Origin of the sequence: Kosakonia arachidis (assembly GCF_900116535.1) — a bacterium.
GTDB lineage: Bacteria > Pseudomonadota > Gammaproteobacteria > Enterobacterales > Enterobacteriaceae > Kosakonia > Kosakonia arachidis.
Window position 1 is genome coordinate 515006 of sequence record NZ_FPAU01000003.1, and the last position, 25189, is coordinate 540194.

21 protein-coding genes are annotated in these 25189 nt (G+C 53.0%); 17 read left to right on the forward strand and 4 right to left on the reverse strand.

Translation table 11 applies throughout. From position 1 onward, the window contains the following. Positions 1-31 precede the first annotated feature (31 nt). Positions 32-1462 carry an alanine/glycine:cation symporter family protein gene (locus tag BM427_RS14145; RefSeq protein WP_090122449.1) on the reverse strand — a complete coding sequence of 477 codons (1431 nt, stop codon included), beginning with the start codon at positions 1460-1462 and terminating at the stop codon, positions 32-34. Between the two features lie 296 nt (positions 1463-1758). On the opposite strand from BM427_RS14145, the gene tal reads away from it, so the two are divergent. From tal to BM427_RS14160, 3 genes are all read left to right on the forward strand, one after another. Beyond that, positions 1759-2712, forward strand: coding sequence for a transaldolase (gene tal / locus BM427_RS14150; RefSeq protein ID WP_090122451.1), 954 nt, complete (start codon positions 1759-1761; stop codon positions 2710-2712). 106 nt (positions 2713-2818) lie between these two features. Next, positions 2819-3406: a molybdopterin adenylyltransferase gene (gene mog / locus BM427_RS14155; protein WP_090122453.1), complete on the forward strand. Its 588-nt coding sequence runs from the start codon at positions 2819-2821 to the stop codon at positions 3404-3406. 126 nt (positions 3407-3532) lie between these two features. Further along, on the forward strand, positions 3533-4840 hold the full coding sequence (locus BM427_RS14160) for an MFS transporter (RefSeq protein ID WP_090122455.1): 1308 nt from the start codon (positions 3533-3535) through the stop codon (positions 4838-4840). A 166-nt stretch (positions 4841-5006) separates the two neighbouring features. On the opposite strand, the gene satP is transcribed toward BM427_RS14160, so the two are convergent. Then, complete coding sequence (satP, locus tag BM427_RS14165; RefSeq protein ID WP_090122457.1) at positions 5007-5573, reverse strand: acetate uptake transporter; 567 nt, start codon at positions 5571-5573, stop codon at positions 5007-5009. Positions 5574-5870: 297 nt separating this feature from the next. Between satP and dnaK the strand changes: the two genes are divergently transcribed. From dnaK to nhaR, 4 genes are all read left to right on the forward strand, one after another. Beyond that, complete coding sequence (gene dnaK, locus BM427_RS14170) at positions 5871-7784, forward strand: molecular chaperone DnaK (protein ID WP_090122458.1); 1914 nt, start codon at positions 5871-5873, stop codon at positions 7782-7784. Between the two features lie 85 nt (positions 7785-7869). Next, entirely contained in the window at positions 7870-9018 is a 1149-nt protein-coding gene (gene dnaJ, locus BM427_RS14175; RefSeq protein WP_090122460.1) for a molecular chaperone DnaJ, read from the forward strand. Between the two features lie 166 nt (positions 9019-9184). Continuing rightward, positions 9185-10348, forward strand: coding sequence for a Na+/H+ antiporter NhaA (gene nhaA, locus BM427_RS14180; RefSeq protein WP_090122461.1), 1164 nt, complete (start codon positions 9185-9187; stop codon positions 10346-10348). Positions 10349-10370: 22 nt separating this feature from the next. Continuing rightward, positions 10371-11270: a transcriptional activator NhaR gene (gene nhaR, locus BM427_RS14185; protein ID WP_090122463.1), complete on the forward strand. Its 900-nt coding sequence runs from the start codon at positions 10371-10373 to the stop codon at positions 11268-11270. 47 nt (positions 11271-11317) lie between these two features. Here nhaR and rpsT read toward each other — a convergent pair whose 3' ends face one another. Beyond that, positions 11318-11581 carry a 30S ribosomal protein S20 gene (rpsT, locus tag BM427_RS14190; RefSeq protein WP_090122477.1) on the reverse strand — a complete coding sequence of 88 codons (264 nt, stop codon included), beginning with the start codon at positions 11579-11581 and terminating at the stop codon, positions 11318-11320. Positions 11582-11907: 326 nt separating this feature from the next. Between rpsT and ribF the strand changes: the two genes are divergently transcribed. The 7 genes from ribF (at position 11908) to dapB (ending at position 19676) form a co-directional block, all read left to right on the forward strand. Beyond that, positions 11908-12846: a bifunctional riboflavin kinase/FAD synthetase gene (gene ribF / locus BM427_RS14195; protein ID WP_090122478.1), complete on the forward strand. Its 939-nt coding sequence runs from the start codon at positions 11908-11910 to the stop codon at positions 12844-12846. Positions 12847-12891: 45 nt separating this feature from the next. Further along, the gene (ileS, locus tag BM427_RS14200) at positions 12892-15708 is read left to right on the forward strand and encodes an isoleucine--tRNA ligase (RefSeq protein ID WP_090122480.1); all 2817 of its coding nucleotides are present in this window, start codon (positions 12892-12894) and stop codon (positions 15706-15708) included. Further along, positions 15708-16208: a signal peptidase II gene (gene lspA, locus BM427_RS14205; RefSeq protein ID WP_090122481.1), complete on the forward strand. Its 501-nt coding sequence runs from the start codon at positions 15708-15710 to the stop codon at positions 16206-16208. Before ileS ends, lspA begins: the two co-directional genes overlap by 1 nt. 115 nt (positions 16209-16323) lie before the next feature. After that, on the forward strand, positions 16324-16794 hold the full coding sequence (gene fkpB / locus BM427_RS14210; RefSeq protein WP_090122483.1) for an FKBP-type peptidyl-prolyl cis-trans isomerase: 471 nt from the start codon (positions 16324-16326) through the stop codon (positions 16792-16794). Next, positions 16775-17725, forward strand: a complete 951-nt coding sequence (gene ispH / locus BM427_RS14215; protein WP_090122485.1) for a 4-hydroxy-3-methylbut-2-enyl diphosphate reductase — start codon at positions 16775-16777, stop codon at positions 17723-17725. The genes fkpB and ispH overlap by 20 nt, the downstream gene beginning before the upstream one ends. 76 nt (positions 17726-17801) lie before the next feature. Further along, on the forward strand, positions 17802-18716 hold the full coding sequence (rihC, locus tag BM427_RS14220) for a ribonucleoside hydrolase RihC (RefSeq protein ID WP_090122487.1): 915 nt from the start codon (positions 17802-17804) through the stop codon (positions 18714-18716). 138 nt (positions 18717-18854) lie between these two features. After that, positions 18855-19676 carry a 4-hydroxy-tetrahydrodipicolinate reductase gene (gene dapB / locus BM427_RS14225; RefSeq protein ID WP_090122488.1) on the forward strand — a complete coding sequence of 274 codons (822 nt, stop codon included), beginning with the start codon at positions 18855-18857 and terminating at the stop codon, positions 19674-19676. A gap of 123 nt (positions 19677-19799) precedes the next feature. Here dapB and BM427_RS14230 read toward each other — a convergent pair whose 3' ends face one another. Further along, on the reverse strand, positions 19800-20066 hold the full coding sequence (locus tag BM427_RS14230) for a hypothetical protein (RefSeq protein ID WP_090122490.1): 267 nt from the start codon (positions 20064-20066) through the stop codon (positions 19800-19802). Positions 20067-20131: 65 nt separating this feature from the next. Here BM427_RS14230 and carA point away from each other — a divergent pair, with 65 nt between their 5' ends. From carA to BM427_RS14245, 3 genes are all read left to right on the forward strand, one after another. After that, positions 20132-21280, forward strand: coding sequence for a glutamine-hydrolyzing carbamoyl-phosphate synthase small subunit (carA, locus tag BM427_RS14235; RefSeq protein WP_090122491.1), 1149 nt, complete (start codon positions 20132-20134; stop codon positions 21278-21280). Positions 21281-21297: 17 nt separating this feature from the next. Further along, positions 21298-24522: a carbamoyl-phosphate synthase large subunit gene (carB, locus tag BM427_RS14240; RefSeq protein WP_090122494.1), complete on the forward strand. Its 3225-nt coding sequence runs from the start codon at positions 21298-21300 to the stop codon at positions 24520-24522. 192 nt (positions 24523-24714) lie between these two features. Continuing rightward, a complete protein-coding gene (locus tag BM427_RS14245) occupies positions 24715-24945 on the forward strand; it encodes a YgdI/YgdR family lipoprotein (protein WP_043956953.1) in 231 nt (76 codons plus the stop codon). The last annotated feature ends 244 nt before the right edge of the window (positions 24946-25189 follow it).

Here is a 25189-nt window from a genome sequence, read left to right on the forward strand (position 1 = left end):
TGGCAGACTTGATCGATAGTTGCGATTAGCGCTACGAGCGGGGAATATCATCCCAGCTGCCTGGTGCCAGTTGGCGCTTTATTTCCGGATAACGCTGCGGGTCGAAAAGCGGCATGACTCCCAGTTTGCGCTGGCGCAGATAGTCACGAGCCAGCAATCTGACTACCGGAGAAAGTAGCAAAATGGCGGTCAGGTTGATCATCGCCATCAGCGCCATCACGACATCGGCAATGTGCCAGATAAGCGGTACGCTGAATAGGGGACCTGCCACTACCATCGATAAAACACCGATGCGCAGCAGCCAGAGGTTTCGATTACTGTGGCAGTGTAAAAAGATCAGATTATTTTCCGCATAAATGTAATTGGTGACGATCGAGGTAAATGCGAAGAACAGGACGATACAGGCGACAAATCCCGCGCCCCAGCCACTGGTCAATGAGTTCATGGCTTGCTGCAATTGTTGGATGCCACCAAATGCATCGCTTAGCGGAATCGTACCCGCCAGCAATAGCACCACGGCGCTGGCGGTGCAGACCAGGAAGGTATCTACCAGTACGCCGATCATTTGTACAATTCCCTGTGCTACCGGGTGCGGTGGCCACGAGGCAGCCATCGCGGCGGCGTTAGGCGAAGATCCCAGCCCGGCTTCGTTGGCAAACATACTGCGCTGAAAACCGCTGGTCATTGCCTGACTCAATGTGTATGCCATCGTGCCTGTCGCCGCTTCCTGCCAGCCGAAAGCGCTTTTAATGATGGTGTTAAAAATTCCTGGCAGTAAGTTGGCATGCCAAAGACTAAGACCCAGACTGACCAGAATCCAGGCAAGCCCTATCACTGGCACCAACCACTGCATCAGCCGGGCGGCAGGTTTTAATCCCCGAACGATGAAAAAGAGAACGCAGAGTGCCAGTGCCATGCCGCTCGCGATTCCCGGCACGCCCCACACAAAGTGCATGGCCCGTGCGACGGCGCTGGACTGAACGGTATTAAAAACCAGGCCATACGTGAGCAGCAGGAACACTGAGAAAAGCACCCCCATCCAGCGCATACCTAAACCGCGCGCCATATACCATGCCGGTCCACCGCGAAACTGATTTTCCGTATCGCGCTCTTTATACAGCTGTGCCAGAGAGCATTCGGCAAAGCTGATTATCATGCCGATGAGTGCGGCGATCCACATCCAGAAAATAGCGCCTGGACCGCCGGCGGTTAAGGCAAAAACCACGCCCGCCAGATTCCCGCTGCCCAGCCGTGTTGCCAGGCTCAGACAGAGTGCCTGGTAAGCGGTGATCGTGTTGGGTTGTTGTGTGCGGCGACTTTGAAGGTTTTTCCCAAAGTCGCACAGAAAACGAAAGGGGACAAACTGACTGCGTACAGCAAACCAGATACCTGCCGCTGCCAGCAAGTACACCATGAATGAGCCCCAAAGTATTTCACTGATAAATGAGAAAAATTCTGGCATTAACATTCCTCTTGTTGATGCCGGGTTATAACCTGAGGCGAGGCTGTCGGTGGAGGCACATCACTTCGCAGGCAATTAATTAGCAGAGTTTACCATACTATTGACAAAGCATTGTCTGCGGTTGCGCTGGCAGGGCGTCGTGTTATCATCAGGGCAGACCGGTTACATCCCCCTAACAAGTATACTCGTCATACTTCACGTTCAGGTGCGCTGGCCGCGTTTGTGCTCCAGGGGTGCAAATGTGTCGTGGGCCAAACATGAATTATTCAGGGTATCGTTTAAAGAGAAACATTATCATGACGGATAAATTGACCTCCCTGCGTCAGTACACAACAGTCGTGGCTGATACCGGAGATATCGCGGCAATGAAACTGTACCAGCCGCAGGATGCAACAACGAACCCTTCTCTGATCCTTGGCGCTGCCCAAATCCCGGAATACCGTAAGCTGATCGACGACGCCGTAACATGGGCTCGTGCTCAGAGCGGCGATCGTGCGCAGCAAGTTGTTGACGCGACAGATCGCCTGGCGGTGAACATTGGTCTGGAAATCCTCAAACTGATCCCTGGCCGTATCTCAACTGAGGTTGATGCTCGTCTCTCTTACGACACCGAAGCCTCGATCGCCAAAGCAAAACGACTGATCAAGATGTACAACGATGCAGGTATCAGCAACGATCGTATCCTGATCAAACTGGCCTCTACCTGGCAGGGTATTCGTGCGGCTGAACAACTGGAGAAAGAGGGCATCAACTGTAACCTGACGCTGCTGTTCTCCTTCGCGCAGGCGCGTGCATGTGCCGAAGCGGGCGTATTCCTGATCTCCCCGTTTGTTGGTCGTATCCTGGACTGGTACAAAGCCAACACTGACAAGAAAGAGTACGCACCTGCAGAAGATCCAGGTGTGGTTTCCGTAACCGAAATTTACCAGTACTACAAACAGCACGGTTATGAAACCGTGGTGATGGGCGCCAGCTTCCGTAATACCGGTGAAATCATCGAACTGGCTGGCTGCGACCGTCTGACCATTGCTCCGGCGCTGCTGAAAGAGCTGTCTGAAAGCGCTGGCACCATCGAGCGCAAACTGGCGTATACCGGTGAAGTGAAAGCGCGTCCGGAACGTATCACCGAAGCGGAATTCCTGTGGCAGCATAACCAGGATCCGATGGCAGTAGACAAACTGGCGGATGGTATCCGTAAGTTTGCCGTTGACCAGGAAAAACTGGAAAAAATGATCGGCGATCTGCTGTAACCCTCAGGCGTGGCCGGTTTTCCGGTCACGCTTCTTCTCTCCCTACTGTCTGCCTTTCCCTTCAGCGTGTATCATTTCGTTAAATAGTTTTTTGAACGGAATGAATATGGACACATTACGCATTGGTTTAGTTTCGGTTTCCGATCGCGCATCCAGCGGTATTTACCAGGATAAGGGTATTCCTGCGCTTGAGGAGTGGCTGGCGAGCGCGCTGACAACGCCGTTTCAGATTGAGACCCGATTGATCCCGGACGAGCAAAGCATCATTGAACAAACGCTGTGCGAGCTGGTGGACGAAATGAGTTGCCATCTGGTGCTGACGACTGGCGGCACCGGGCCTGCGCGACGCGACGTAACGCCGGACGCGACGCTGGCGGTCGCCGATCGCGAAATGCCGGGGTTTGGTGAGCAGATGCGGCAAATCAGCCTCAATTTTGTACCGACGGCGATCCTCTCTCGCCAGGTCGGCGTGATCCGCAAACAGGCATTGATCCTGAATTTGCCCGGCCAGCCCAAATCGATCAAAGAGACGCTGGAAGGCCTAAAAAGCGCTGACGGCGAAGTGAAAGTGCCCGGTATTTTTGCCAGTGTTCCGTATTGTGTACAGCTGCTTGACGGACCTTATGTTGAAACCAATCCGCAAGTTGTAGCATCTTTCCGGCCTAAAAATGCAAGGCGGGAAATATTATCCTAAAAGTTAATCTTTTCTGAAATAAAAACGGCGAACCATGGCGTGTTGATTTATTTACGGTATAGTAATTTTTAATTTACATAATTCGTAATAATTAAATAAGCCCTCTCTATTTACAAATGGTTCGCTATGTCAAATGCCACTCGTCCTCTGAACAGACAGGATTATAAAACGCTGACGCTTGCTGCCCTCGGCGGTGCGCTGGAGTTTTACGATTTCATCATTTTCGTCTTCTTCGCCGCCGTGGTTGGCAAGCTTTTCTTCCCGGAGGATATTCCGGAATGGCTGCGCCAGGTGCAAACCTTTGGCATTTTTGCCGCCGGTTATCTGGCGCGTCCGCTTGGTGGCATTGTCATGGCGCACTTCGGCGATCTGGTCGGGCGCAAGAAGATGTTTACCCTGAGTATTCTGCTGATGGCGTTACCGACGCTGGCGATTGGTTTGCTGCCAACGTATGCCTCAACAGGTATTGTGGCGCCGCTGTTGCTGCTCTCGATGCGTGTTTTACAGGGGGCGGCCATCGGTGGTGAAGTGCCTGGCGCGTGGGTGTTTGTGGCGGAGCATGTTCCGGCGCGTCGCATCGGTATTGCTTGTGGTACCTTAACAGCGGGCCTGACCGTGGGGATTTTGCTCGGTTCGGTGGTGGCGACACTGGTTAATACCAGCATGACGCAACAATCTATTCATGATGGCGGCTGGCGTATTCCGTTCCTGCTGGGCGGCGCATTTGGCCTGGTGGCGATGTATCTGCGCCGCTGGTTACAAGAAACACCCGTCTTTCTTGAGATGCAGCAACGTAAAGCGCTGGCGAAGGAATTACCTGTTAAATCAGTCGTGTTGAAACATAAAAAAGCAGTGATGATTTCCATGCTGCTGACCTGGCTGCTTTCCGCCGGGATTGTGGTGGTGATTCTGATGTCACCGGTCTGGCTGCAAAAACAGTATGGTTTTGCTCCGGCCCTGACGTTGCAGGCCAATAGCATTGCGACCATTATGCTTTGCTTTGGTTGTCTGACCGCCGGGTTGCTGATCGATAAATTTGGCGCCAGTCGCACCTTTATTATTGGCAGCGTGCTACTTGCCTGTTCCAGTTGGTTTTTCTACCACCTTGTGGGAGCACACCCTGAGCAGCTCTTTGTCCTGTATGGTTTGGTGGGGCTGTGCGTTGGCGTGGTCGGCGCGGTTCCTTACGTAATGGTGCGGGCGTTTCCGGCAGAGGTTCGCTTCACGGGTATCTCTTTCTCGTATAACGTCTCATACGCTATTTTCGGCGGCCTGACTCCGATTGCGGTGACCCTGCTAATGGGGGTTTCGCCGATGGCACCTGCCTGGTATGTACTGGTGTTATCACTTATTGGTTTAGCGCTGGGGATCTGGCTGCGTCAGGATCTCCATCACCAGGATAGCGTAGCGGAGCGGCCGGTAGAGCAAGCATAAACAAACGGAACCTCAGGCTCCGTTTTCATCTTGAGTGGGCCGAGGGTAATTAATGTGCACCAGGTTACTAAAAGCCTGTAACGGCTGAGGGCGGGAGCATGTCAGGAAGAGTGATATGAGAAGAAATGCGAAGCCAGGCTTCGCATTTTAGCATTCAGCGCAGGAATTAATGCTTTTCACCAATTGGCAGTATTGTGCGTTCGAACTGTTCATTCAGCACTTCGCCCATTGCAAGGTAGATGGCGCTCGCGCCACAAACCAGACCGATCCAACCCGCGACATGTACGATGCTTTCGTTATCAGCCAGATGACCTACCGCCAGCAAGGCGAACAATATGGTCAGGCTCAGGAAAACGAACTGCAGCGCACGCGCGCCTTTCAGCGTACCAAAGAACATAAACAGGGTGAATACGCCCCAAATCCCCAGATAAACGCCGAGGAAATGGCCGTTTGTTGCATCCGCAAGACCCATTTTCGGAAACAGCAGAATCGCGACCAGCGTTAACCAGAAAGAACCATAAGAGGTGAACGCAGTTAAACCAAAGGTGTTGCCCTTTTTATATTCAAGCAGGCCCGCGAGAATTTGTGCGATACCACCATAGAAAATGCCCATCGCCAGAATAATGCCGTCCATTGGGAATAAACCAATATTATGCAGGTTAAGCAGAATAGTGGTCATGCCGAAACCCATTAAGCCCAGCGGAGCCGGATTAGCCAACTTAGTGTTGCCCATAATTCCTCAAAATAAATCAATATGGAAAGGGAGAAATGAAAGCCCCCGCACCCTGTTGAACTGGCGGGGTGCGGCATCATAATTAGCGCTAATGGGCCTGTCTATGATCTGAACTGGTGTAAATTAAAAAATTTTTTATCGTTTGCCCCTTGATGAGCCGCTTAGCGACCCCATCTTGTAGTCAACCGCAGTGTGTGGGCCTGAAAAAAAACGATACAGGGTGGTTGAAACAGCACGTTTCGCCCTTATTACAGGTTCACAACCACATGATGACGAATTTTTAGTGGAGACGTTTAGATGGGTAAAATTATTGGTATCGACCTTGGGACAACCAACTCTTGTGTAGCCATTATGGATGGCTCTCAGGCTCGTGTGCTGGAAAATGCTGAAGGCGATCGCACCACTCCTTCTATCATTGCTTACACACAGGATGGTGAAACTCTGGTAGGTCAGCCGGCTAAACGTCAGGCCGTGACGAACCCGCAAAACACCCTGTTTGCGATCAAACGCCTGATCGGCCGCCGCTTCCAGGATGAAGAAGTCCAGCGTGACGAAGCTATCATGCCTTACAAAATCATTGCTGCTGATAACGGCGATGCATGGCTTGATGTAAAAGGCACCAAAATGGCACCGCCGCAGATCTCTGCCGAAGTGCTGAAAAAAATGAAAAAAACTGCTGAAGATTACCTGGGTGAGCCGGTAACTGAAGCGGTTATCACCGTACCTGCTTACTTTAACGATGCTCAGCGTCAGGCAACTAAAGACGCTGGCCGTATCGCAGGTCTGGAAGTAAAACGTATCATTAACGAACCGACAGCGGCAGCGCTGGCCTACGGTCTGGATAAAGAAACCGGTAACCGCACCATCGCGGTTTACGACCTGGGTGGTGGTACGTTCGATATCTCAATCATCGAAATCGATGAAGTCGACGGCGAAAAAACCTTCGAAGTACTGGCTACCAACGGGGACACCCATCTGGGTGGTGAAGACTTCGACAGCCGCCTGATCAACTATCTGGTGGAAGAGTTCAGAAAAGAGCAAGGTATCGATCTGCGCAACGATCCGCTGGCGATGCAGCGTCTGAAAGAAGCGGCAGAAAAAGCGAAAATCGAGCTCTCTTCCGCGCAGCAGACCGACGTGAACCTGCCGTACATCACTGCAGACGCGACCGGTCCGAAACACATGAATATTAAAGTGACTCGTGCGAAACTGGAAAGCCTGGTGGAAGATCTGGTTAACCGTTCTATTGAGCCGCTGAAAGTTGCACTGCAGGATGCTGGCCTGTCCGTATCCGACATCAACGACGTGATCCTGGTCGGTGGTCAGACTCGTATGCCGATGGTGCAGAAAAAAGTGGCTGAGTTCTTCGGTAAAGAGCCGCGTAAAGACGTTAACCCGGATGAAGCCGTTGCTATTGGTGCTGCGGTTCAGGGCGGTGTTCTGACGGGTGAAGTTAAAGACGTTCTGCTGCTGGATGTTACCCCGCTGTCGCTGGGTATCGAAACCATGGGCGGCGTGATGACTGCGCTGATCAACAAAAACACCACCATCCCGACTAAGCACAGCCAGGTATTCTCTACTGCGGAAGATAACCAGTCCGCAGTAACCATCCATGTGCTGCAGGGTGAACGTAAACGTGCGTCCGATAACAAATCTCTGGGTCAGTTCAACCTGGATGGAATCAACCCGGCACCGCGCGGCATGCCGCAGATTGAAGTTACCTTCGATATCGACGCTGACGGTATTCTGCACGTTTCCGCGAAAGATAAAAACAGTGGTAAAGAGCAGAAGATCACCATCAAGGCTTCTTCTGGTCTGAATGAAGATGAAATCGCGAAAATGGTTCGTGACGCAGAAGCGAATGCTGAATCTGACCGTAAGTTCGAAGAACTGGTGCAAACCCGTAACCAGGGCGACCATCTGCTGCACAGCACGCGTAAGCAGGTTCAAGAAGCAGGCGATAAACTGCCAGCAGAAGACAAAACGGCTATCGAGTCTGCACTGAGTGAGCTGGAAGTTGCGCTGAAAGGCGAAGACAAAGCCGAAATCGAAGCGAAAATGCAGGCGCTGGCACAGGTTTCCCAGAAACTGTTGGAAATAGCACAACAGCAGCATGCGCAGCAGCAAGCGGGCGCTGATGCTTCCGCGAACAACGCGAAAGATGACGATGTTGTCGACGCCGAGTTCGAAGAAGTCAAAGACAAAAAATAATCGCCCTGATGCAGGGTAGATAACCAGCACGGGCGTCGGAGTTTTCTCCACGCCCGTGCTCGTATGTTAAGGGGCAGATAAACCGATGGCGAAGCAAGATTATTACGAGATTTTAGGCGTTCCGAAAACAGCGGAAGAGCGTGAAATCAAAAAGGCGTATAAACGCCTGGCCATGAAATATCACCCGGACCGCAACCAGGGCGATAAAGAGGCCGAAGCCAAATTTAAAGAGATAAAAGAAGCCTATGAAGTCCTGACCGATGCCCAGAAACGTGCGGCTTACGATCAGTACGGACATGCAGCATTTGAGCAGGGCGGAATGGGTGGTGGTGGATTCGGCGGCGGAGGCGGCTTTGGCGGCGGCGCAGACTTCAGTGACATTTTCGGCGACGTGTTCGGCGATATCTTCGGCGGTGGGCGTGGTCGCCAGCGCGCAGCACGTGGTGCTGACCTGCGCTACAACATGGATCTGACGCTGGAAGAAGCGGTACGCGGCGTGACCAAAGAGATTCGCATTCCAACGCTGGAAGAGTGTGACGTTTGCCACGGCAGCGGCGCTAAACCTGGCACTCAGCCGCAAACCTGTCCGACCTGTCACGGTTCCGGCCAGGTGCAGATGCGCCAGGGATTCTTCGCAGTACAGCAGACCTGTCCGCACTGTCAGGGGCGAGGTACGCTGATTAAAGATCCGTGCAACAAATGTCACGGTCATGGCCGCGTGGAGAAATCCAAAACCCTGTCCGTGAAAATCCCGGCAGGGGTGGACACCGGCGATCGCATCCGCCTGAGCGGCGAAGGCGAAGCGGGTGAGCATGGTGCACCAGCAGGCGATCTGTACGTTCAGGTGCAGGTGAAACAGCACCCTATCTTCGAGCGTGAAGGCAATAACCTGTACTGCGAAGTGCCGATCAACTTTGCTATGGCGGCGTTGGGTGGTGAAATCGAAGTGCCGACGCTGGATGGCCGCGTGAAGCTGAAAGTACCCACTGAAACCCAGACCGGCAAACTGTTCCGCATGCGCGGCAAGGGCGTGAAGTCTGTCCGTGGCGGCGCGCAGGGCGATCTGTTGTGCCGTGTCGTTGTTGAAACGCCGGTTGGTCTGAACGAAAAGCAGAAGCAACTGCTTAAAGATCTGCAGGACAGCTTTGGTGGCCCGACGGGCGAGCACAACAGCCCGCGTTCCAAGAGCTTCTTCGACGGCGTGAAAAAATTTTTCGACGATTTGACGCGCTAAGTCTCCCGCACCGCCTATATCAGGCCCGGCTTTATGCCGGGCCTTTTTTATCGTTTATGGCACTATTCGGAAAAAGAGAATATATGCCCAATTATAATCTGGTTTTACCGAGGATTCGTGAGGGGTAAGATAGTCCGCACAATGGAACAGTGACCGAGAGAATAACATGAAGCTTTTACAGCGTTTCTTTAGCAGCGATGCCGCCGGGGGCATCGTACTTATCATTGCGGCAGCGCTCGCAATGCTGTGTGCCAATCTTGGAGTGACACAGGATCTTTACCACAACTTCCTGTCGACGCCCGTCGAATTCAAGTTCGGTTCGCTGGAAATCAACAAAAACATGCTGCTATGGATCAACGATGCGTTGATGGCCGTATTTTTCTTGATGATCGGCCTGGAAGTGAAATATGAACTGGTGCAGGGCGCACTTGCCAGCCGCCAGCAGGCCGTATTCCCGGTGATTGCCGCCTTTGGCGGTATGGTTGCGCCCGCATTAATCTTCCTGCTGTTCAATTTCCACGATCCACTGGCGCGACACGGTTGGGCTATTCCAACCGCGACGGATATTGCCTTTGCTCTCGGTGTCCTTGCTTTGCTGGGTAATCGCGTGCCTGTGGCGCTGAAAGTGTTCCTGATGGCGCTGGCGATCATTGACGATCTGGGTGCGATAATCATTATTGCCTTGTTCTACACCAGCGATCTCTCAACCACTGCGCTGGGTGTGGCGGCGGCATCCATTGCCGTACTGGCGATACTGAATGCCTGTAATGTTCGGCGCATCGGTATTTATATGCTGGTTGGGATAGTGCTGTGGACGGCGGTGCTAAAATCCGGCGTCCACGCGACGCTCGCCGGAGTGGTTGTCGGTTTCTTTGTTCCGCTGCGCGAGCAGAGCGGTGTTTCTCCGGCTCGTCAACTGGTCGATGCAATTCATCCGTGGGTTGCATGGCTGATTCTGCCGTTATTTGCTTTTGCGAATGCCGGCGTATCGCTGAGCGGAATGTCTGTATCCGGGCTGGGAGATGTGCTGCCGTTAGGCATTATTGCCGGGCTGGTTCTTGGTAAGCCGCTGGGTATCACAATCTTCTGCTGGCTGGCGTTACGTTTAAAGCTGGCGAAGTTACCACAGGGCGCTGCATTTAAACAGATTATGTCGGTAGGCTTGCTGTGCGGCATTGGCTTTACTATGTCAATTTTTATCGCCTCGCTGGCCTTTGGCGATGCCCATGAGGAGATGATTGCCTGGAGTAAACTGGGGATCCTCACCGGCTCAATTATCTCGGCAGTGGCGGGGTATTGCTTGCTGCGTACTCGTATCGTTCGCACTTAGCAGTGGAAGTGAGTAGAGGGCTATGTCGTATATCAATTACAACCATTTGTATTATTTCTGGCACGTCTACCGTGAAGGCTCCGTCGTTGGAGCAGCGGAGTCGCTCTTTCTGACTCCGCAGACCATCACCGGGCAAATAAAATCCCTTGAGGAGCGTCTACAAGGCAAGCTCTTCAAACGTAAGGGTCGTGGGCTGGAACCGACAGAACTGGGCGAACTGGTGTTTCGTTACGCAGATAAGATGTTCACGCTCAGTCAGGAGATGCTCGATATTATCAATTATCGCAAAGAGTCCAGCCTGTTATTTGATGTCGGCGTGGCGGATGCGCTCTCCAAGCGGCTGGTTAGCACTATCCTCAGCGTGGCGATAAGTGAGGGAGAACCAATCCATTTACGTTGTTTTGAATCGACGCATGAACTCCTGCTGGAGCAGCTAAGCCAGCATAAGCTCGACATGATTATCTCTGACTGCCCAATCGATTCCACCCAGCAAGAGGGGCTTTTTTCGGTGAAAATTGGCGAATGCAGCGTCAGTTTCTGGGGCAGTAATCCGTTGCCGAAAACGCCTTTTCCGCTTTGTTTGCAGGAGCGGCGCTTATTAATTCCAGGACGACGTTCAATGCTGGGGCGCAGGCTGCTGAACTGGTTTAATACGCAAGATTTGCAAGTGGAGATTCTTGGGGAGTTTGATGATGCTGCGCTGATGAAGGCGTTTGGTGTCGCGCACAATGCTATTTTTGTTGCCCCGACGCGCTACGCTCACGATCTTTTTGCCGATGAAAGCATGGTTGAAATCGGTCGGGTGGATAATGTGATGGAGGAGTATCACGCAATTTTTGCAGAACGGATGATTCAGCATCCTGCTGTGCAGCGCATTTGCAATCAGGATTACTCGGCACTTTTCGATCTGCCTCAAAAATAAAAAACCCGCCGAAGCGGGTTTTTTCACAAAGCCAGAAAACGTAGCGATTAAGCCAGTTTGTTGATCTGCGCGGTCAGATTAGCCTTATGGCGCGCTGCTTTGTTTTTGTGGATCAGACCTTTAGCGGCCTGACGATCCACGATCGGTTGCATGTCGTTAAATGCTTTCTGTGCAGCCGCTTTGTCGCCAGTTTCAATTGCTGCGTATACTTTCTTGATGAAAGTACGCATCATTGAGCGACGGCTTGCGTTGTGCTTGCGGGCCTTTTCAGACTGAACGGCACGCTTCTTAGCTGATTTGATATTAGCCAAGGTCCAACTCCCAAATATGATCTTTATGGACAATTCAAAGGCCGGGGAATATGCCCTTTTAGCCTTCTTTTGTCAATGGATTTGTGCAAATAAGCGCCGTTAAAATACAACGCTCGTTACGTAGTGATGGCGCAAGATTCTAACAGCTTGCTTGTCGCGAATACAGCTTTTCCACCAGAAAAATCGCTCACGAGGTCAGATTTTCATGCCAGCGGCGGGCAGCCTGATGAAATCCTTCTCCTTTCTGCTGTGTGAAAGCAATCGTCGGTTAACGTTGCCCGTTGTACAAGGTATAATCCGACGATTTTCACTGTTTTGAGCCAGACATGAAGCTGATACGCGGCATACATAACCTCAGCCAGGCACCCTTCGGGTGCGTGCTGACGATTGGTAATTTCGATGGCGTGCATCGTGGCCATCAGGCGCTTTTACAAGGGCTTGGCGCAGAAGGCCGGGCGCGTAGTTTGCCGGTGGTGGTGATGATTTTTGAACCACAGCCGCTGGAACTGTTCGCCGGGCAGAAAGCCCCTGCGCGTCTTACCCGGCTACGTGAAAAGCTGCGCTGGCTGGCAGCGTGTGGCGTGGATTATGTTCTGTGCGTTCGTTTTGACCGCCGTTTTGCGGCATTCACCGCACAAACCTTTGTCAGTGAACTGCTGGTTGACCGCCTTGGTGTGAAATTTCTCGCAGTGGGTGACGATTTCCGTTTTGGCGCTGGTCGCCAAGGGGATTTCTTGTTATTACAGAAGGCTGGTCAAAAATATGGCTTTGACGTCACCAGTACGCAAACTTTCTTTGATGGCGGTGTTCGCGTGAGCAGCACGGCTGTGCGTCAGGCATTGGCTGACGACAACCTTCAGTTGGCTGAACAGTTGCTTGGCCATCCGTTCAGCATCTCCGGGCGCGTAGTACACGGTGATGAACTGGGGCGTACCATTGGTTTCCCGACGGCGAATTTACCGCTGCGCCGTCAGGTCTCCCCGGTAAAAGGGGTCTATGCGGTGGAAGTGGCTGGACTGGGCGATACGCTTTACCCGGGCGTAGCCAATATCGGCACTCGCCCGACGGTTGCAGGCGTGCGCCAGCAGCTGGAAGTACATCTTTTGGATGTTGTAATAGACCTCTACGGACGTCATATAGATGTTGTGTTGCGTAAAAAATTACGCGATGAACAGCGATTTGCTTCGCTCGATGAGCTGAAAGCGCAAATCGCCCGCGATGAGGTAGCGGCCCGCGAGTTTTTTGGGCTATCTAAACCGGCTTAAGGCCTGGTGGTATTAATCAAACCGAAATACGGAACCGAGAATCTGATGAGTGACTATAAATCTACCCTGAATTTGCCGGAAACAGGGTTCCCGATGCGCGGCGATCTCGCCAAGCGTGAGCCGGGAATGCTGGCGCGTTGGACTGATGATGACCTGTACGGCATCATCCGTGCAGCGAAAAAAGGCAAAAAAACCTTCATTCTGCATGATGGCCCTCCATATGCGAATGGCAGCATTCATATTGGTCACTCGGTTAACAAGATTCTGAAAGACATTATTGTGAAGTCCAAAGGACTCGCAGGTTATGACTCTCCCTATGTCCCGGGTTGGGATTGCCATGGTCTGCCCATTGAGTTGAAAGTGGAGCAGGAGTTCGGTAAGCCGGGTGAGAAATTCACCGCTGCGGAGTTCCGTGCCAAATGCCGTGAATATGCCGCAACGCAGGTTGACGGTCAGCGCAAAGACTTTATCCGTCTCGGCGTGCTGGGCGACTGGTCGCACCCGTATCTGACCATGGATTTTAAAACCGAAGCCAATATTATCCGCGCGCTGGGCAAAATCATCGGCAACGGCCACCTGCTAAAAGGCGCCAAGCCGGTGCACTGGTGTGTCGATTGCCGCTCCGCGTTGGCGGAAGCAGAAGTGGAGTATTATGACAAAACATCGCCGTCCATCGACGTGGCATTCCATGCGGTTGACCAGGACGCAGTAAAAGCCAAATTTGGCGTTGCAACTGTTAACGGCCCGGTGTCTCTGGTTATCTGGACCACCACGCCGTGGACACTGCCTGCTAACCGCGCAATTTCTCTCGCGCCGGAATTTGAGTATGCGCTGGTGCAGATTGATGGTCAGGCGCTGATCCTGGCGAAAGATCTGGTCGAGAGCGTGATGAAACGCATCGGCACCGCAGAATACAACGTGCTGGGAACGGTAAAGGGTTCCGAGCTGGAATTGATGCGCTTTAAACATCCATTCCTGGATTTTGATGTCCCTGCGATCCTCGGCGATCACGTTACACTGGAAGCGGGTACCGGTGCGGTACATACCGCTGGCGGTCACGGCCCGGACGACTATACCATCAGCCTGAAATACGGTCTGGAAATCGCCAACCCGGTTGGTCCGGACGGCACCTATCTGCCGGGTACTTACCCGACGCTGGATGGTGTCAATGTGTTCAAAGCTAACGATATGATCGTTGCGCTGCTGACGGAAAAAGGCGCGCTGCTGCACGTTGAAAAAATGCAGCACAGCTATCCTTGCTGCTGGCGTCATAAATCGCCGATTATCTTCCGTGCCACGCCGCAGTGGTTCGTCAGCATGGATCAGAAGGGTTTGCGTGCTCAGTCGCTGAGCGAAATCAAAGGTGTGCAGTGGATCCCGGATTGGGGACAGGCGCGTATCGAATCTATGGTCGCCAACCGTCCTGACTGGTGTATCTCCCGCCAGCGTACCTGGGGCGTGCCGATGGCGCTGTTCGTGCATAAAGACACCGAAGAGCTGCACCCTCGCACGCTCGAGCTGATCGAAGCCGTTGCCAAATACGTTGAAGCCGACGGTATTCAGGCATGGTGGGATCTCGACCCGCGCGATATTATGGGTGATGACGCTGACAACTATGTCAAAGTGCCTGATACGCTGGACGTCTGGTTCGATTCCGGTTCAACTCACGCTTCCGTGGTTGATGTGCGTCCAGAGTTTGCCGGTCACGCAGCGGATATGTATCTGGAAGGCTCGGATCAGCATCGCGGCTGGTTTATGTCCTCGCTGATGATCTCCACGGCGATGAAGGGTAAAGCGCCGTACCGCCAGGTGCTGACACACGGTTTCACCGTGGATGGTCAGGGCCGCAAGATGTCCAAATCCATCGGCAACACCGTTTCCCCACAGGATGTGATGAACAAACTAGGCGCGGATATCCTGCGCTTGTGGGTCGCTTCAACCGATTACACGGGTGAAATGGCGGTTTCTGACGAGATCCTGAAACGCGCAGCGGACAGCTATCGTCGTATCCGTAACACCGCTCGCTTCCTGCTGGCAAACCTCAACGGCTTCGATCCGGCGAAAGATATGGTGAAACCGGAAGAGATGGTTGTGCTGGATCGCTGGGCTGTGGGCTGTGCGAAAGCGGCTCAGGAAGATATTGTTCAGGCCTATGATTCCTATGATTTCCACGAAGTGGTGCAACGCCTGATGCGTTTTTGCTCCATCGAAATGGGTTCGTTCTATCTCGACATCATCAAAGACCGCCAGTACACCGCGAAAGCGGACAGCGTGGCGCGTCGCAGCTGCCAGACTGCGCTGTACCATATCGCAGAAGCGCTGGTACGCTGGATGGCGCCGATCATGTCCTTTACCGCCGATGAGATCTGGGGTTACCTGCCGGGCGATCGCGAGAAGTATGTCTTTACCGGCGAGTGGTACGAAGGCCTGTTCAGCCTGGCTGAAAGCGAAGCGATGAACGATGCCTTCTGGGAAGAGCTACTGAAGGTGCGCGGCGAAGTGAACAAGGTTATTGAGCAGGCGCGCGCTGACAAGAAAGTCGGTGGCTCTCTGGAAGCGGCAGTTACGCTGTTCGCCGAGCCGGAGCTGGCAGCGAAGCTGACCGCGCTGGGCGACGAATTGCGATTTGTCCTGTTGACCTCCGGGGCCAAAGTTGCGGATTATGCCAGCGCTTCAGAGGATGCTCAGCAGAGCGAACAGCTCAAAGGGCTGAAAGTCGCGCTGAGCAAAGCCGACGGTGATAAGTGCCCGCGCTGCTGGCATTACACCAATGATGTCGGCCAGGTGGCGGAGCACGCAGATATCTGCGGACGCTGTGTGAGCAACGTCGCCGGTGACGGCGAAAAACGTAAGTTTGCCTGATGAGTAAGCCTCTCTGTTCTACAGGACTACGCTGGCTGTGGCTGGTTGTGGTTGTGCTGATTATCGATCTGGGCTGTAAATACCTGATCCTCCAGAACTTTGCTCTGGGGGATACGGTGTCGCTGTTCCCATCGCTCAATCTGCACTATGCGCGTAACTATGGCGCGGCATTCAGTTTTATGGCTGACAGCGGTGGTTGGCAGCGCTGGTTCTTTGCCGGTATTGCTATCGGTATCTGCGTGGTGCTGACGGTACTGATGTACCGTGGGAAAGCCACGCAAAAGCTGAATAACATCGCTTATGCGCTGATTATCGGCGGCGCGCTCGGTAATCTCTTCGACCGCTTATGGCATGGCTTCGTCGTCGATATGATCGATTTCTACGTCGGCGACTGGCATTTTGCTACCTTTAACCTTGCCGATAGCGCAATTTGTATCGGCGCGGCGTTGATTGTGCTGGAAGGCTTTTTGCCTAAACCTGCAGCGAAAGAGCAGGTATAAATGTAAATGCCGGGCGCTTTGCTTGCCCGGCCTACAGAATTTGTGGCCACCTGTTTACCTGGTAAGCAAAGCGTCACCGGGTAAACAGGTGAGTCAAAACAAGCGAGCAACCTGCATGTCTAAATCCGTACAGAGCGATAGCGCAGTGCTGGTGCACTTTACGCTCAAGCTCGAAGATGGTTCTCTTGCCGAGTCAACCCGCAACAACGGCAAACCGGCGCTATTTCGTCTGGGCGATGGTTCGCTCTCTGAGGGAATGGAGCAACACTTGCTGGGTCTGAAAGCTGGGGAAAAAAAGGTTTTCTCTCTCGAGCCGGATGCCGCATTCGGTACGCCGAGCCCGGACCTGATTCAGTACTTCTCTCGCCGTGAGTTTATGGATGCCGGGGAGCCTGAAATCGGGGCGATTATGCTCTTTACCGCAATGGATGGCAGCGAAATGCCGGGTGTGATCCGTGAAATTAATGGCGACTCTATCACCGTCGATTTCAACCATCCACTGGCGGGCAGAACCGTCCATTTTGATATCGATGTGCTGGAAGTCGATCCGGTACTGGAGGAAACGAATGCAGATCCTGTTGGCTAACCCGCGCGGTTTTTGCGCCGGCGTTGACCGCGCTATCAGCATTGTTGAAAACGCGCTGGCTCTGTATGGCGCGCCAATTTATGTGCGCCACGAAGTGGTACACAACCGTTATGTTGTTGATAGCCTGCGCGAGCGTGGGGCTATTTTTATTGAGCAGTTAAGTGAAGTGCCGGATGGCGCAATCCTGATTTTCTCTGCCCATGGTGTTTCCCAGGCGGTGCGTAATGAAGCGAAAAGCCGCGATTTGACGGTTTTCGATGCCACCTGTCCGTTGGTAACAAAAGTGCATATGGAAGTGGCTCGCGCCAGCCGACGTGGTGAGGAAGCGATCCTGATCGGCCACGCCGGGCACCCGGAAGTGGAAGGTACGATGGGGCAGTACAGCAACCCAAAAGGGGGCATGTACCTGGTCGAATCGCCTGCTGATGTTGCTACGCTCAATATCAAAGATGCGGGCAAACTGTCGTTTATGACGCAGACCACACTCTCGGTGGACGATACTTCTGATGTCATTGACGCGCTGCGCGCCCGTTTCCCGCAGATTGTTGGCCCGCGTAAAGATGACATCTGTTATGCCACGACCAACCGTCAGGAAGCGGTGCGGGCGCTGGCCGAACAGGCGGAAGTGGTGCTTGTGGTGGGGTCGAAAAACTCATCCAACTCCAACCGTCTGGCTGAACTGGCGCAGCGGATGGGCAAAAGCGCTTATTTGATCGATGACGCTTCTGATATCCAGGAGAACTGGGTTAAAGGTATCAAATGTGTCGGCGTAACTGCTGGTGCCTCCGCGCCTGACATTCTGGTGCAGAACGTGATTGTCCGCCTGCAGGAGCTGGGCGGCGGTGAAGCCATTCCGCTGGAAGGTCGTGAAGAGAACATTGTCTTTGAAGTGCCAAAAGAGCTAAGGGTTGATGTTCGCGAGGTCGAATAACATTTTACCCTAAACTTTGTGCGAAGATGCCAGACTGAGTCTGGCATTTTTTATGGATTTCACTTCAGGAGGCACTATGCGTTTGCCAATGATCCTCGACACCGATCCGGGTATTGATGATGCCATTGCCATTGCTGCCGCGCTGTATGCACCGCAGTGCGAACTTAAACTGATTACCACCGTTGCCGGTAATGTCTCGCTGGAAAAAACCACTCGCAACGCCCTGCAACTGCTCAACTTCTGGCAGGCCGACATCCCGCTGGCGCAAGGTGCGGCGACACCCTTATTGCGCCCACTGCACAGCGCTGCCGAAGTGCACGGGGAGTCCGGCATGGATGGCTACGACTTTGTCGAGCATCAGCGCCAGCCGCTGTCTAAACCGGCATTTCAGGCAATACGCGATACGCTAATGGTGTCTGCTGAACCCGTCACGCTGGTGACCATCGGCCCGTTGACTAATATAGCGCTGCTGCTGTCGCACTACCCGGAGTGCCAGTTCAATATTCGTCGTCTGGTGATGATGGGCGGCTCCGCCGGGCGGGGTAACTTCACTCCAAATGCCGAATTTAATATCGCTATCGATCCGGAAGCTGCCGCCCGAGTGTTTCACAGCGGCCTCGAGATCGTGATGTGTGGGCTGGATGTCACTAACCGGGCGACACTGACGCCTGAGTTCCTTGCAACGCTACCCGCGCTCAACAAAACCGGGCATATGCTGCATGCGTTGTTTAGCCACTATCGCAGCGGCAGCATGGCAACCGGGCTGCGCATGCACGATCTCTGCGCAATTGCCTGGCTGGTCCGCCCGGAGCTGTTTACGCTGACATCATGTTTTGTGGCGGTGGAGACGCAGGGGAAATATACCTCTGGTACGACGGTGGTGGATATCGACGGTAAGTTGAAGCAGAAACCGAATGCGCAGGTCGCACTGGATATTGACGTGGAAGGTTTTCGTCACTGGGTGGCAGAAGTGCTGGCGCTCGCACCCTGATGTATCATGTCTTTTACTGATATTTTCGGCTGTATATCATTAATTTCTAATTATCGGTGTTTTCGGCTGGTAGCCCCGACGTGGGCTGGTTAATCTGGAAACGATTATTACGCATTTTTTTAACAAAAGAGTACAACTATGCATGATGCACCAACCCGCGTAGCCATCGCGGGTGCTGGCGGGCGTATGGGCCGCCAATTGATCCAGGCCACATTGGCGATGGAAGGCGTGGCGCTTGGCGCAGCACTGGAACGTGAAGGGTCTTCTCTGTTAGGCGTTGATGCGGGAGAACTGGCCGGTACGGCGAAAACGGGTGTTACAGTACAAAGCAGCCTTGATGCAGTCAAAGACGATTTCGACATATTTATCGACTTTACTCGCCCGGAAGGAACGCTGGCGCATCTGGCCTTTTGTCGCCAGCAGCAAAAAGGCATGGTAATTGGTACCACCGGATTTGACGACGCGGGCAAACAGGCGATTAGTGATGCTTCACAAGACATTGCCATTGTCTTCGCGGCGAACTTTAGCGTAGGCGTAAACGTGATGCTGAAGTTGCTGGAGAAAGCGGCGAAAGTGATGGGCGATTACACCGATATCGAGATCGTTGAAGCGCATCACCGCTACAAAGTCGATGCGCCGTCCGGTACGGCGCTGGCGATGGGCGAAGCCATCGCGAAGTCACTGAATAAAGATTTAAAAGAATGTGCGGTTTATTCACGTGAAGGGCATACCGGTGAGCGCGTCCCTGGCTCGATTGGCTTTGCCACGGTCCGTGCAGGTGACATCGTCGGCGAACATACAGCTATGTTCGCCGATATTGGCGAACGTGTAGAAATTACGCATAAAGCCTCCAGCCGCATGACTTTCGCCAATGGTGCCGTGCGTTCTGCTTTGTGGCTAAAAGGAAAGCATAATGGACTTTTTGATATGCGAGATGTGCTTGATCTCAATAATTTGTAAGAGTTATTACCCATCGTGATGTGGTTGTTGCAGTCGTAATTGATTGATTGCAAAGGGCAGTATTTTATTGCCCTTTTATTTTCTCTTTTTTTCCCAATTTATTAGGTCAAAATGGTCTAATCTTCAATTATGCCCTGCTTTTTTCGCGCTAAAATATAAATTTTGACCATTTGGTCCACTTTCTTGTGACAGGATTGTCTCTCCCAAAGTTTTCTTGCTACGAAATCGTTTTCGTTGTTGGTTTTTTTTGATCTTTTTATCTGTTAAACCCAGTAATGAAGGGCAGTGGCGTAAAAGAACAAGAAAAAAATGTGAGATAAGTTGACTTTTAACCAACATCTCTCCAGAATGCCGCCGTTTGCCAAAAATCCACGGCCAGCAAATTTGCATTGATTCATCATCTCGATATGAATTAATATGCAAATAAAGTGAGTGAATATTCTCTGGAGGACGTTTTGATTAAGTCAGCGCTATTGGTTCTGGAAGACGGAACCCAGTTTCACGGTCGGGCCATTGGGGCAACGGGCACGGCAGTTGGGGAAGTCGTTTTCAATACTTCAATGACCGGTTATCAAGAAATCCTCACTGATCCTTCCTACTCCCGCCAAATTGTTACTCTTACTTATCCTCATATCGGCAATGTCGGCACCAACTCCGCTGACGAAGAATCTTCTCAGGTACATGCGCAAGGCCTGGTCATTCGTGATCTGCCACTGATTGCCAGTAACTACCGTAATACCGAAGACCTCTCTTCTTACCTGAAGCGCCATAATATTGTGGCGATTGCTGATATAGATACCCGTAAGCTGACGCGTTTGCTGCGTGAAAAAGGCGCGCAAAACGGCTGCATCATCGCTGGTGATAATGTCGATGCTGCAGTGGCGCTGGAGAAAGCGAAAGCGTTCCCGGGTCTGAACGGAATGGATCTGGCAAAAGAAGTGACGACAGCGGAAACCTACAGCTGGACCCAGGGCAGTTGGACGCTGGCAAGTGAACTGCCGCAGGCGAAAGCGGCGAGCGAATTACCGTTCCACGTTGTCGCTTACGACTACGGCGCGAAACGTAATATCCTGCGAATGTTGGTTGATCGCGGTTGCCGTTTAACGGTCGTACCGGCGAAAACCCCTGCGGCGGACGTACTGAAGCTCAATCCGGACGGTATCTTCCTTTCCAACGGCCCAGGTGACCCGGCGCCGTGTGATTACGCGATTGAAGCGATTAAAACCTTCCTGGAAACGGATATTCCGGTGTTCGGCATCTGTCTTGGTCACCAACTGCTTGCGCTGGCGAGTGGAGCCAACACCATGAAGATGAAATTCGGCCACCACGGCGGCAACCATCCGGTAAAAGATATTGATAATAATACCGTGATGATCACCGCGCAGAACCACGGTTTTGCCGTTGATGAAGCCTCAATGCCTGCCAATTTGCGAGTGACGCACAAATCGCTGTTCGACGGCACACTGCAAGGTATCCATCGCACCGACAAGCCGGCGTTCAGTTTCCAGGGCCACCCGGAAGCCAGCCCGGGACCGCACGATGCCGCACCGCTGTTTGACCACTTTATTGAGCTCATTGAGCAGTATCGTAACACCGCCAAATAATCAGGAGAAGAAGAGCCATGCCAAAACGTACAGACATAAAAAGTATCCTGATCCTTGGTGCTGGTCCGATTGTTATCGGCCAGGCGTGTGAGTTCGACTACTCCGGCGCCCAGGCGTGTAAAGCGCTGCGCGAAGAGGGTTATCGCGTTATCCTGGTGAACTCCAACCCGGCGACGATCATGACCGACCCCGAGATGGCGGATGCCACTTATATCGAGCCTATCCACTGGGAAGTGGTACGCAAAATCATCGAAAAAGAGCGTCCGGATGCCGTACTGCCAACCATGGGCGGTCAAACCGCGCTGAACTGTGCACTGGAACTGGAACGTCAGGGCGTGCTCAAAGAGTTCGGCGTCACCATGATTGGCGCGACAGCTGATGCGATTGATAAAGCAGAAGATCGCCGCCGTTTCGACATTGCGATGAAGAAAATCGGTCTCGACACCGCGCGTTCCGGTATCGCTCATACCATGGACGAAGCGCTGGCCGTCGCAGCTGACGTTGGTTTCCCGTGCATTATCCGTCCTTCCTTTACCATGGGCGGCACCGGTGGCGGCATCGCCTATAACCGTGAAGAGTTTGAAGAGATTTGCGCTCGTGGACTGGATCTCTCGCCAACCAATGAACTGCTGATTGATGAATCGCTGATTGGCTGGAAAGAGTATGAGATGGAAGTGGTGCGTGATAGAAACGACAACTGCATCATTGTCTGCTCTATTGAAAACTTCGACGCCATGGGGATCCACACCGGTGACTCTATCACCGTGGCACCAGCACAGACCCTGACCGATAAAGAGTACCAAATCATGCGTAACGCCTCGATGGCGGTACTGCGTGAAATCGGGGTGGAAACCGGCGGCTCGAACGTACAGTTCGCTGTGAACCCGAAAAACGGTCGTCTGATTGTGATTGAAATGAACCCTCGCGTATCCCGCTCTTCTGCGCTGGCTTCAAAAGCGACCGGTTTCCCGATTGCCAAAGTGGCAGCAAAGTTGGCGGTGGGTTATACGCTGGATGAATTGATGAACGACATCACCGGCGGCCGTACTCCGGCATCGTTCGAACCGTCCATCGACTACGTTGTGACCAAGATTCCGCGCTTCAACTTCGAGAAATTTGTTGGCGCTAATGACCGCCTGACCACGCAGATGAAATCAGTCGGTGAAGTAATGGCAATTGGCCGCACGCAGCAGGAGTCGATGCAGAAAGCGCTGCGTGGTCTGGAAGTGGGCGCGACTGGCTTCGACCCGAAAGTGAGCCTTGACGATCCGGAAGCGCTGACCAAAATCCGCCGCGAATTGAAAGACGCAGGTGCAGAGCGTATCTGGTACATCGCTGATGCATTCCGTGCCGGTCTCTCCATTGATGGCGTGTTTAACCTGACCAATATTGATCGCTGGTTCCTGGTGCAGATTGAAGAGCTGGTGCGTCTGGAAGAGAAAGTGGCGGCGGTGGGCATTAACGGTCTGGACGCTGACTTCCTGCTTATCCTGAAACGTAAAGGCTTTGCCGATGCGCGTCTGGCTAAACTGGTTGGCGTACGCGAAGCGGAAATCCGCAAACTGCGCGATCAGTATGACCTGCATCCGGTCTACAAACGCGTGGATACCTGTGCGGCAGAGTTCGCTACGGATACGGCCTATATGTATTCCACTTATGAAGATGAGTGCGAAGCTAACCCGAGCCAGGATCGCGAAAAAATCATGGTACTGGGCGGCGGTCCAAACCGTATCGGACAGGGTATTGAATTCGACTACTGCTGCGTACATGCGTCGCTGGCGCTACGCGAAGACGGTTACGAAACCATAATGGTTAACTGTAACCCGGAAACGGTTTCGACCGATTACGACACCTCTGATCGTCTCTACTTTGAGCCGGTGACCTTCGAAGACGTGCTGGAAATTGTTCGCGTCGAGAAGCCGAAAGGCGTCATCGTGCAGTATGGCGGCCAGACACCGCTGAAACTGGCACGTGCGCTGGAAGCTGCTGGTGTGCCGGTTATCGGTACCAGCCCGGATGCGATTGACCGTGCGGAAGATCGTGAGCGCTTCCAGAAGGCAGTTGACCGTCTGAAGCTGAAACAGCCAGCAAATGCTACCGTCACGGCGACTGAGCAGGCTGTAGAAAAGGCGAAAGAGATTGGTTACCCGCTGGTGGTGCGCCCGTCCTACGTGCTGGGTGGCCGTGCGATGGAAATCGTCTACGACGAAGTCGATCTACGTCGCTACTTTATGACGGCAGTGAGCGTTTCCAACGATGCACCGGTTCTGCTTGATCGTTTCCTCGATGATGCGGTAGAAGTGGATGTCGATGCCATTTGCGATGGTGAAAGGGTGCTGATTGGCGGCATCATGGAGCACATCGAACAGGCGGGTGTCCACTCCGGCGACTCCGCTTGCTCTCTGCCAGCTTACACGCTGAGCCAGGAAATTCAGGACGTCATGCGCCAGCAGGTGCAGAAACTGGCGTTCGAGTTGCAGGTTCGTGGTCTTATGAACGTACAGTTCGCGGTGAAAGACAACGAAGTTTACCTGATTGAGGTGAACCCGCGTGCGGCGCGTACCGTGCCGTTCGTCTCCAAAGCTACCGGTGTGCAGTTAGCGAAAGTGGCGGCGCGCGTAATGACTGGTAAAACGCTGGCCGAGCAGGGACATACCAAAGAGATCATCCCGCCGTATTACTCAGTGAAAGAAGTGGTATTGCCATTTAACAAGTTCCCTGGCGTTGACCCGCTGTTAGGGCCAGAAATGCGCTCTACCGGTGAGGTGATGGGCGTCGGGCGCACCTTCGCTGAAGCATTTGCCAAAGCACAGCTCGGCAGCAACTCAACGATGAAGAAATATGGTCGTGCGTTGCTCTCTGTTCGCGAAGGCGATAAAGAGCGCGTGGTGGATCTGGCGGCTAAACTGCTGAAACAGGGCTTTGAACTGGATGCAACTCACGGCACAGCGATTGTACTGGGCGAAGCCGGTATCAATCCGCGTCTGGTGAACAAAGTGCATGAAGGTCGCCCGCACATTCAGGATCGTATCAAGAATGGTGAGTACACCTACATCATTAACACCACGGCAGGTCGTCAGGCGATTGAGGATTCCAAACTGATTCGCCGCAGCGCACTGCAATACAAAGTGCACTACGACACCACGCTGAACGGCGGCTTCGCCACCGCGATGGCCCTGAATGCGGACGCTACAGAGAAAGTGATTTCCGTGCAGGAAATGCACGCGCAAATCCGCAAGTAAGCCTGACACCGGCCCGTTTCGCGGGCCGGTTTTCCTTTCCCGACTTCTGGTTCCTGTAGACCTGATAAGCGAAGCACCCTCAGGTCTGCAACCTTCAGAGTGTTCTGCATTTCTCTACGCTTACAGAGTGTTAACCTAAAATAGCTTAACAGACGAATGAAATTCACTGAAAGCAGGGAGATAACCATGCAAATGAACAAACTTCTGATGACGTCGATTTTTACCGCTGCAGCGTTGTTTACCGTTGCTGGTTGTTCTTCAAATCAGGCTGTGCGCACCACGGATGGACGTACCATTGTGACCGATGGTAAACCGAAGGTGGATGATGACACCGGGATGGTTTCCTATAAAAATGCTGAAACCGGTAAAACCGAGCAGATTAACCGCGACCAGGTAAAAAATATGAGTGAGCTGGATAATTGATCCAGCTTGCTGTGAGGCTGTGAGAAGGCGTCCCACTCCGGTGGGAGCCGCCAGGCCGCACATCGGGCTGTGTAGCTCCAGTGGCAAGATAATCACCCGTTCTTCAGACTGTAAGTGGCGTAGCGGCTTGCTAAGTTCAGGCGGCAAGTCGGCCACACCTCTCACTGCTGACTTCAGTATTGCTACGTGAATATATGGTTGCGTCTGCCATTCCCATACAGATTGTCGCTTTAAGCCAGACGAT

Coding starts and splice junctions, on each gene's coding strand:
- dnaJ (WP_090122460.1), top strand. CDS start 7,870: ATGGCGAAGCAAGATTATTACGAGATTTTAGGCGTTCCGAAAACAGCG.
- fkpB (WP_090122483.1), top strand. CDS start 16,324: ATGTCTAAATCCGTACAGAGCGATAGCGCAGTGCTGGTGCACTTTACG.
- mog (WP_090122453.1), top strand. CDS start 2,819: ATGGACACATTACGCATTGGTTTAGTTTCGGTTTCCGATCGCGCATCC.
- ispH (WP_090122485.1), top strand. CDS start 16,775: ATGCAGATCCTGTTGGCTAACCCGCGCGGTTTTTGCGCCGGCGTTGAC.
- dnaK (WP_090122458.1), top strand. CDS start 5,871: ATGGGTAAAATTATTGGTATCGACCTTGGGACAACCAACTCTTGTGTA.
- dapB (WP_090122488.1), top strand. CDS start 18,855: ATGCATGATGCACCAACCCGCGTAGCCATCGCGGGTGCTGGCGGGCGT.
- carB (WP_090122494.1), top strand. CDS start 21,298: ATGCCAAAACGTACAGACATAAAAAGTATCCTGATCCTTGGTGCTGGT.
- BM427_RS14230 (WP_090122490.1), bottom strand. CDS start 20,066: ATGCAAATTTGCTGGCCGTGGATTTTTGGCAAACGGCGGCATTCTGGA.
- lspA (WP_090122481.1), top strand. CDS start 15,708: ATGAGTAAGCCTCTCTGTTCTACAGGACTACGCTGGCTGTGGCTGGTT.
- ileS (WP_090122480.1), top strand. CDS start 12,892: ATGAGTGACTATAAATCTACCCTGAATTTGCCGGAAACAGGGTTCCCG.
- tal (WP_090122451.1), top strand. CDS start 1,759: ATGACGGATAAATTGACCTCCCTGCGTCAGTACACAACAGTCGTGGCT.
- ribF (WP_090122478.1), top strand. CDS start 11,908: ATGAAGCTGATACGCGGCATACATAACCTCAGCCAGGCACCCTTCGGG.
- BM427_RS14160 (WP_090122455.1), top strand. CDS start 3,533: ATGTCAAATGCCACTCGTCCTCTGAACAGACAGGATTATAAAACGCTG.
- nhaR (WP_090122463.1), top strand. CDS start 10,371: ATGTCGTATATCAATTACAACCATTTGTATTATTTCTGGCACGTCTAC.
- nhaA (WP_090122461.1), top strand. CDS start 9,185: ATGAAGCTTTTACAGCGTTTCTTTAGCAGCGATGCCGCCGGGGGCATC.
- BM427_RS14245 (WP_043956953.1), top strand. CDS start 24,715: ATGAACAAACTTCTGATGACGTCGATTTTTACCGCTGCAGCGTTGTTT.
- rihC (WP_090122487.1), top strand. CDS start 17,802: ATGCGTTTGCCAATGATCCTCGACACCGATCCGGGTATTGATGATGCC.
- BM427_RS14145 (WP_090122449.1), bottom strand. CDS start 1,462: ATGCCAGAATTTTTCTCATTTATCAGTGAAATACTTTGGGGCTCATTC.
- satP (WP_090122457.1), bottom strand. CDS start 5,573: ATGGGCAACACTAAGTTGGCTAATCCGGCTCCGCTGGGCTTAATGGGT.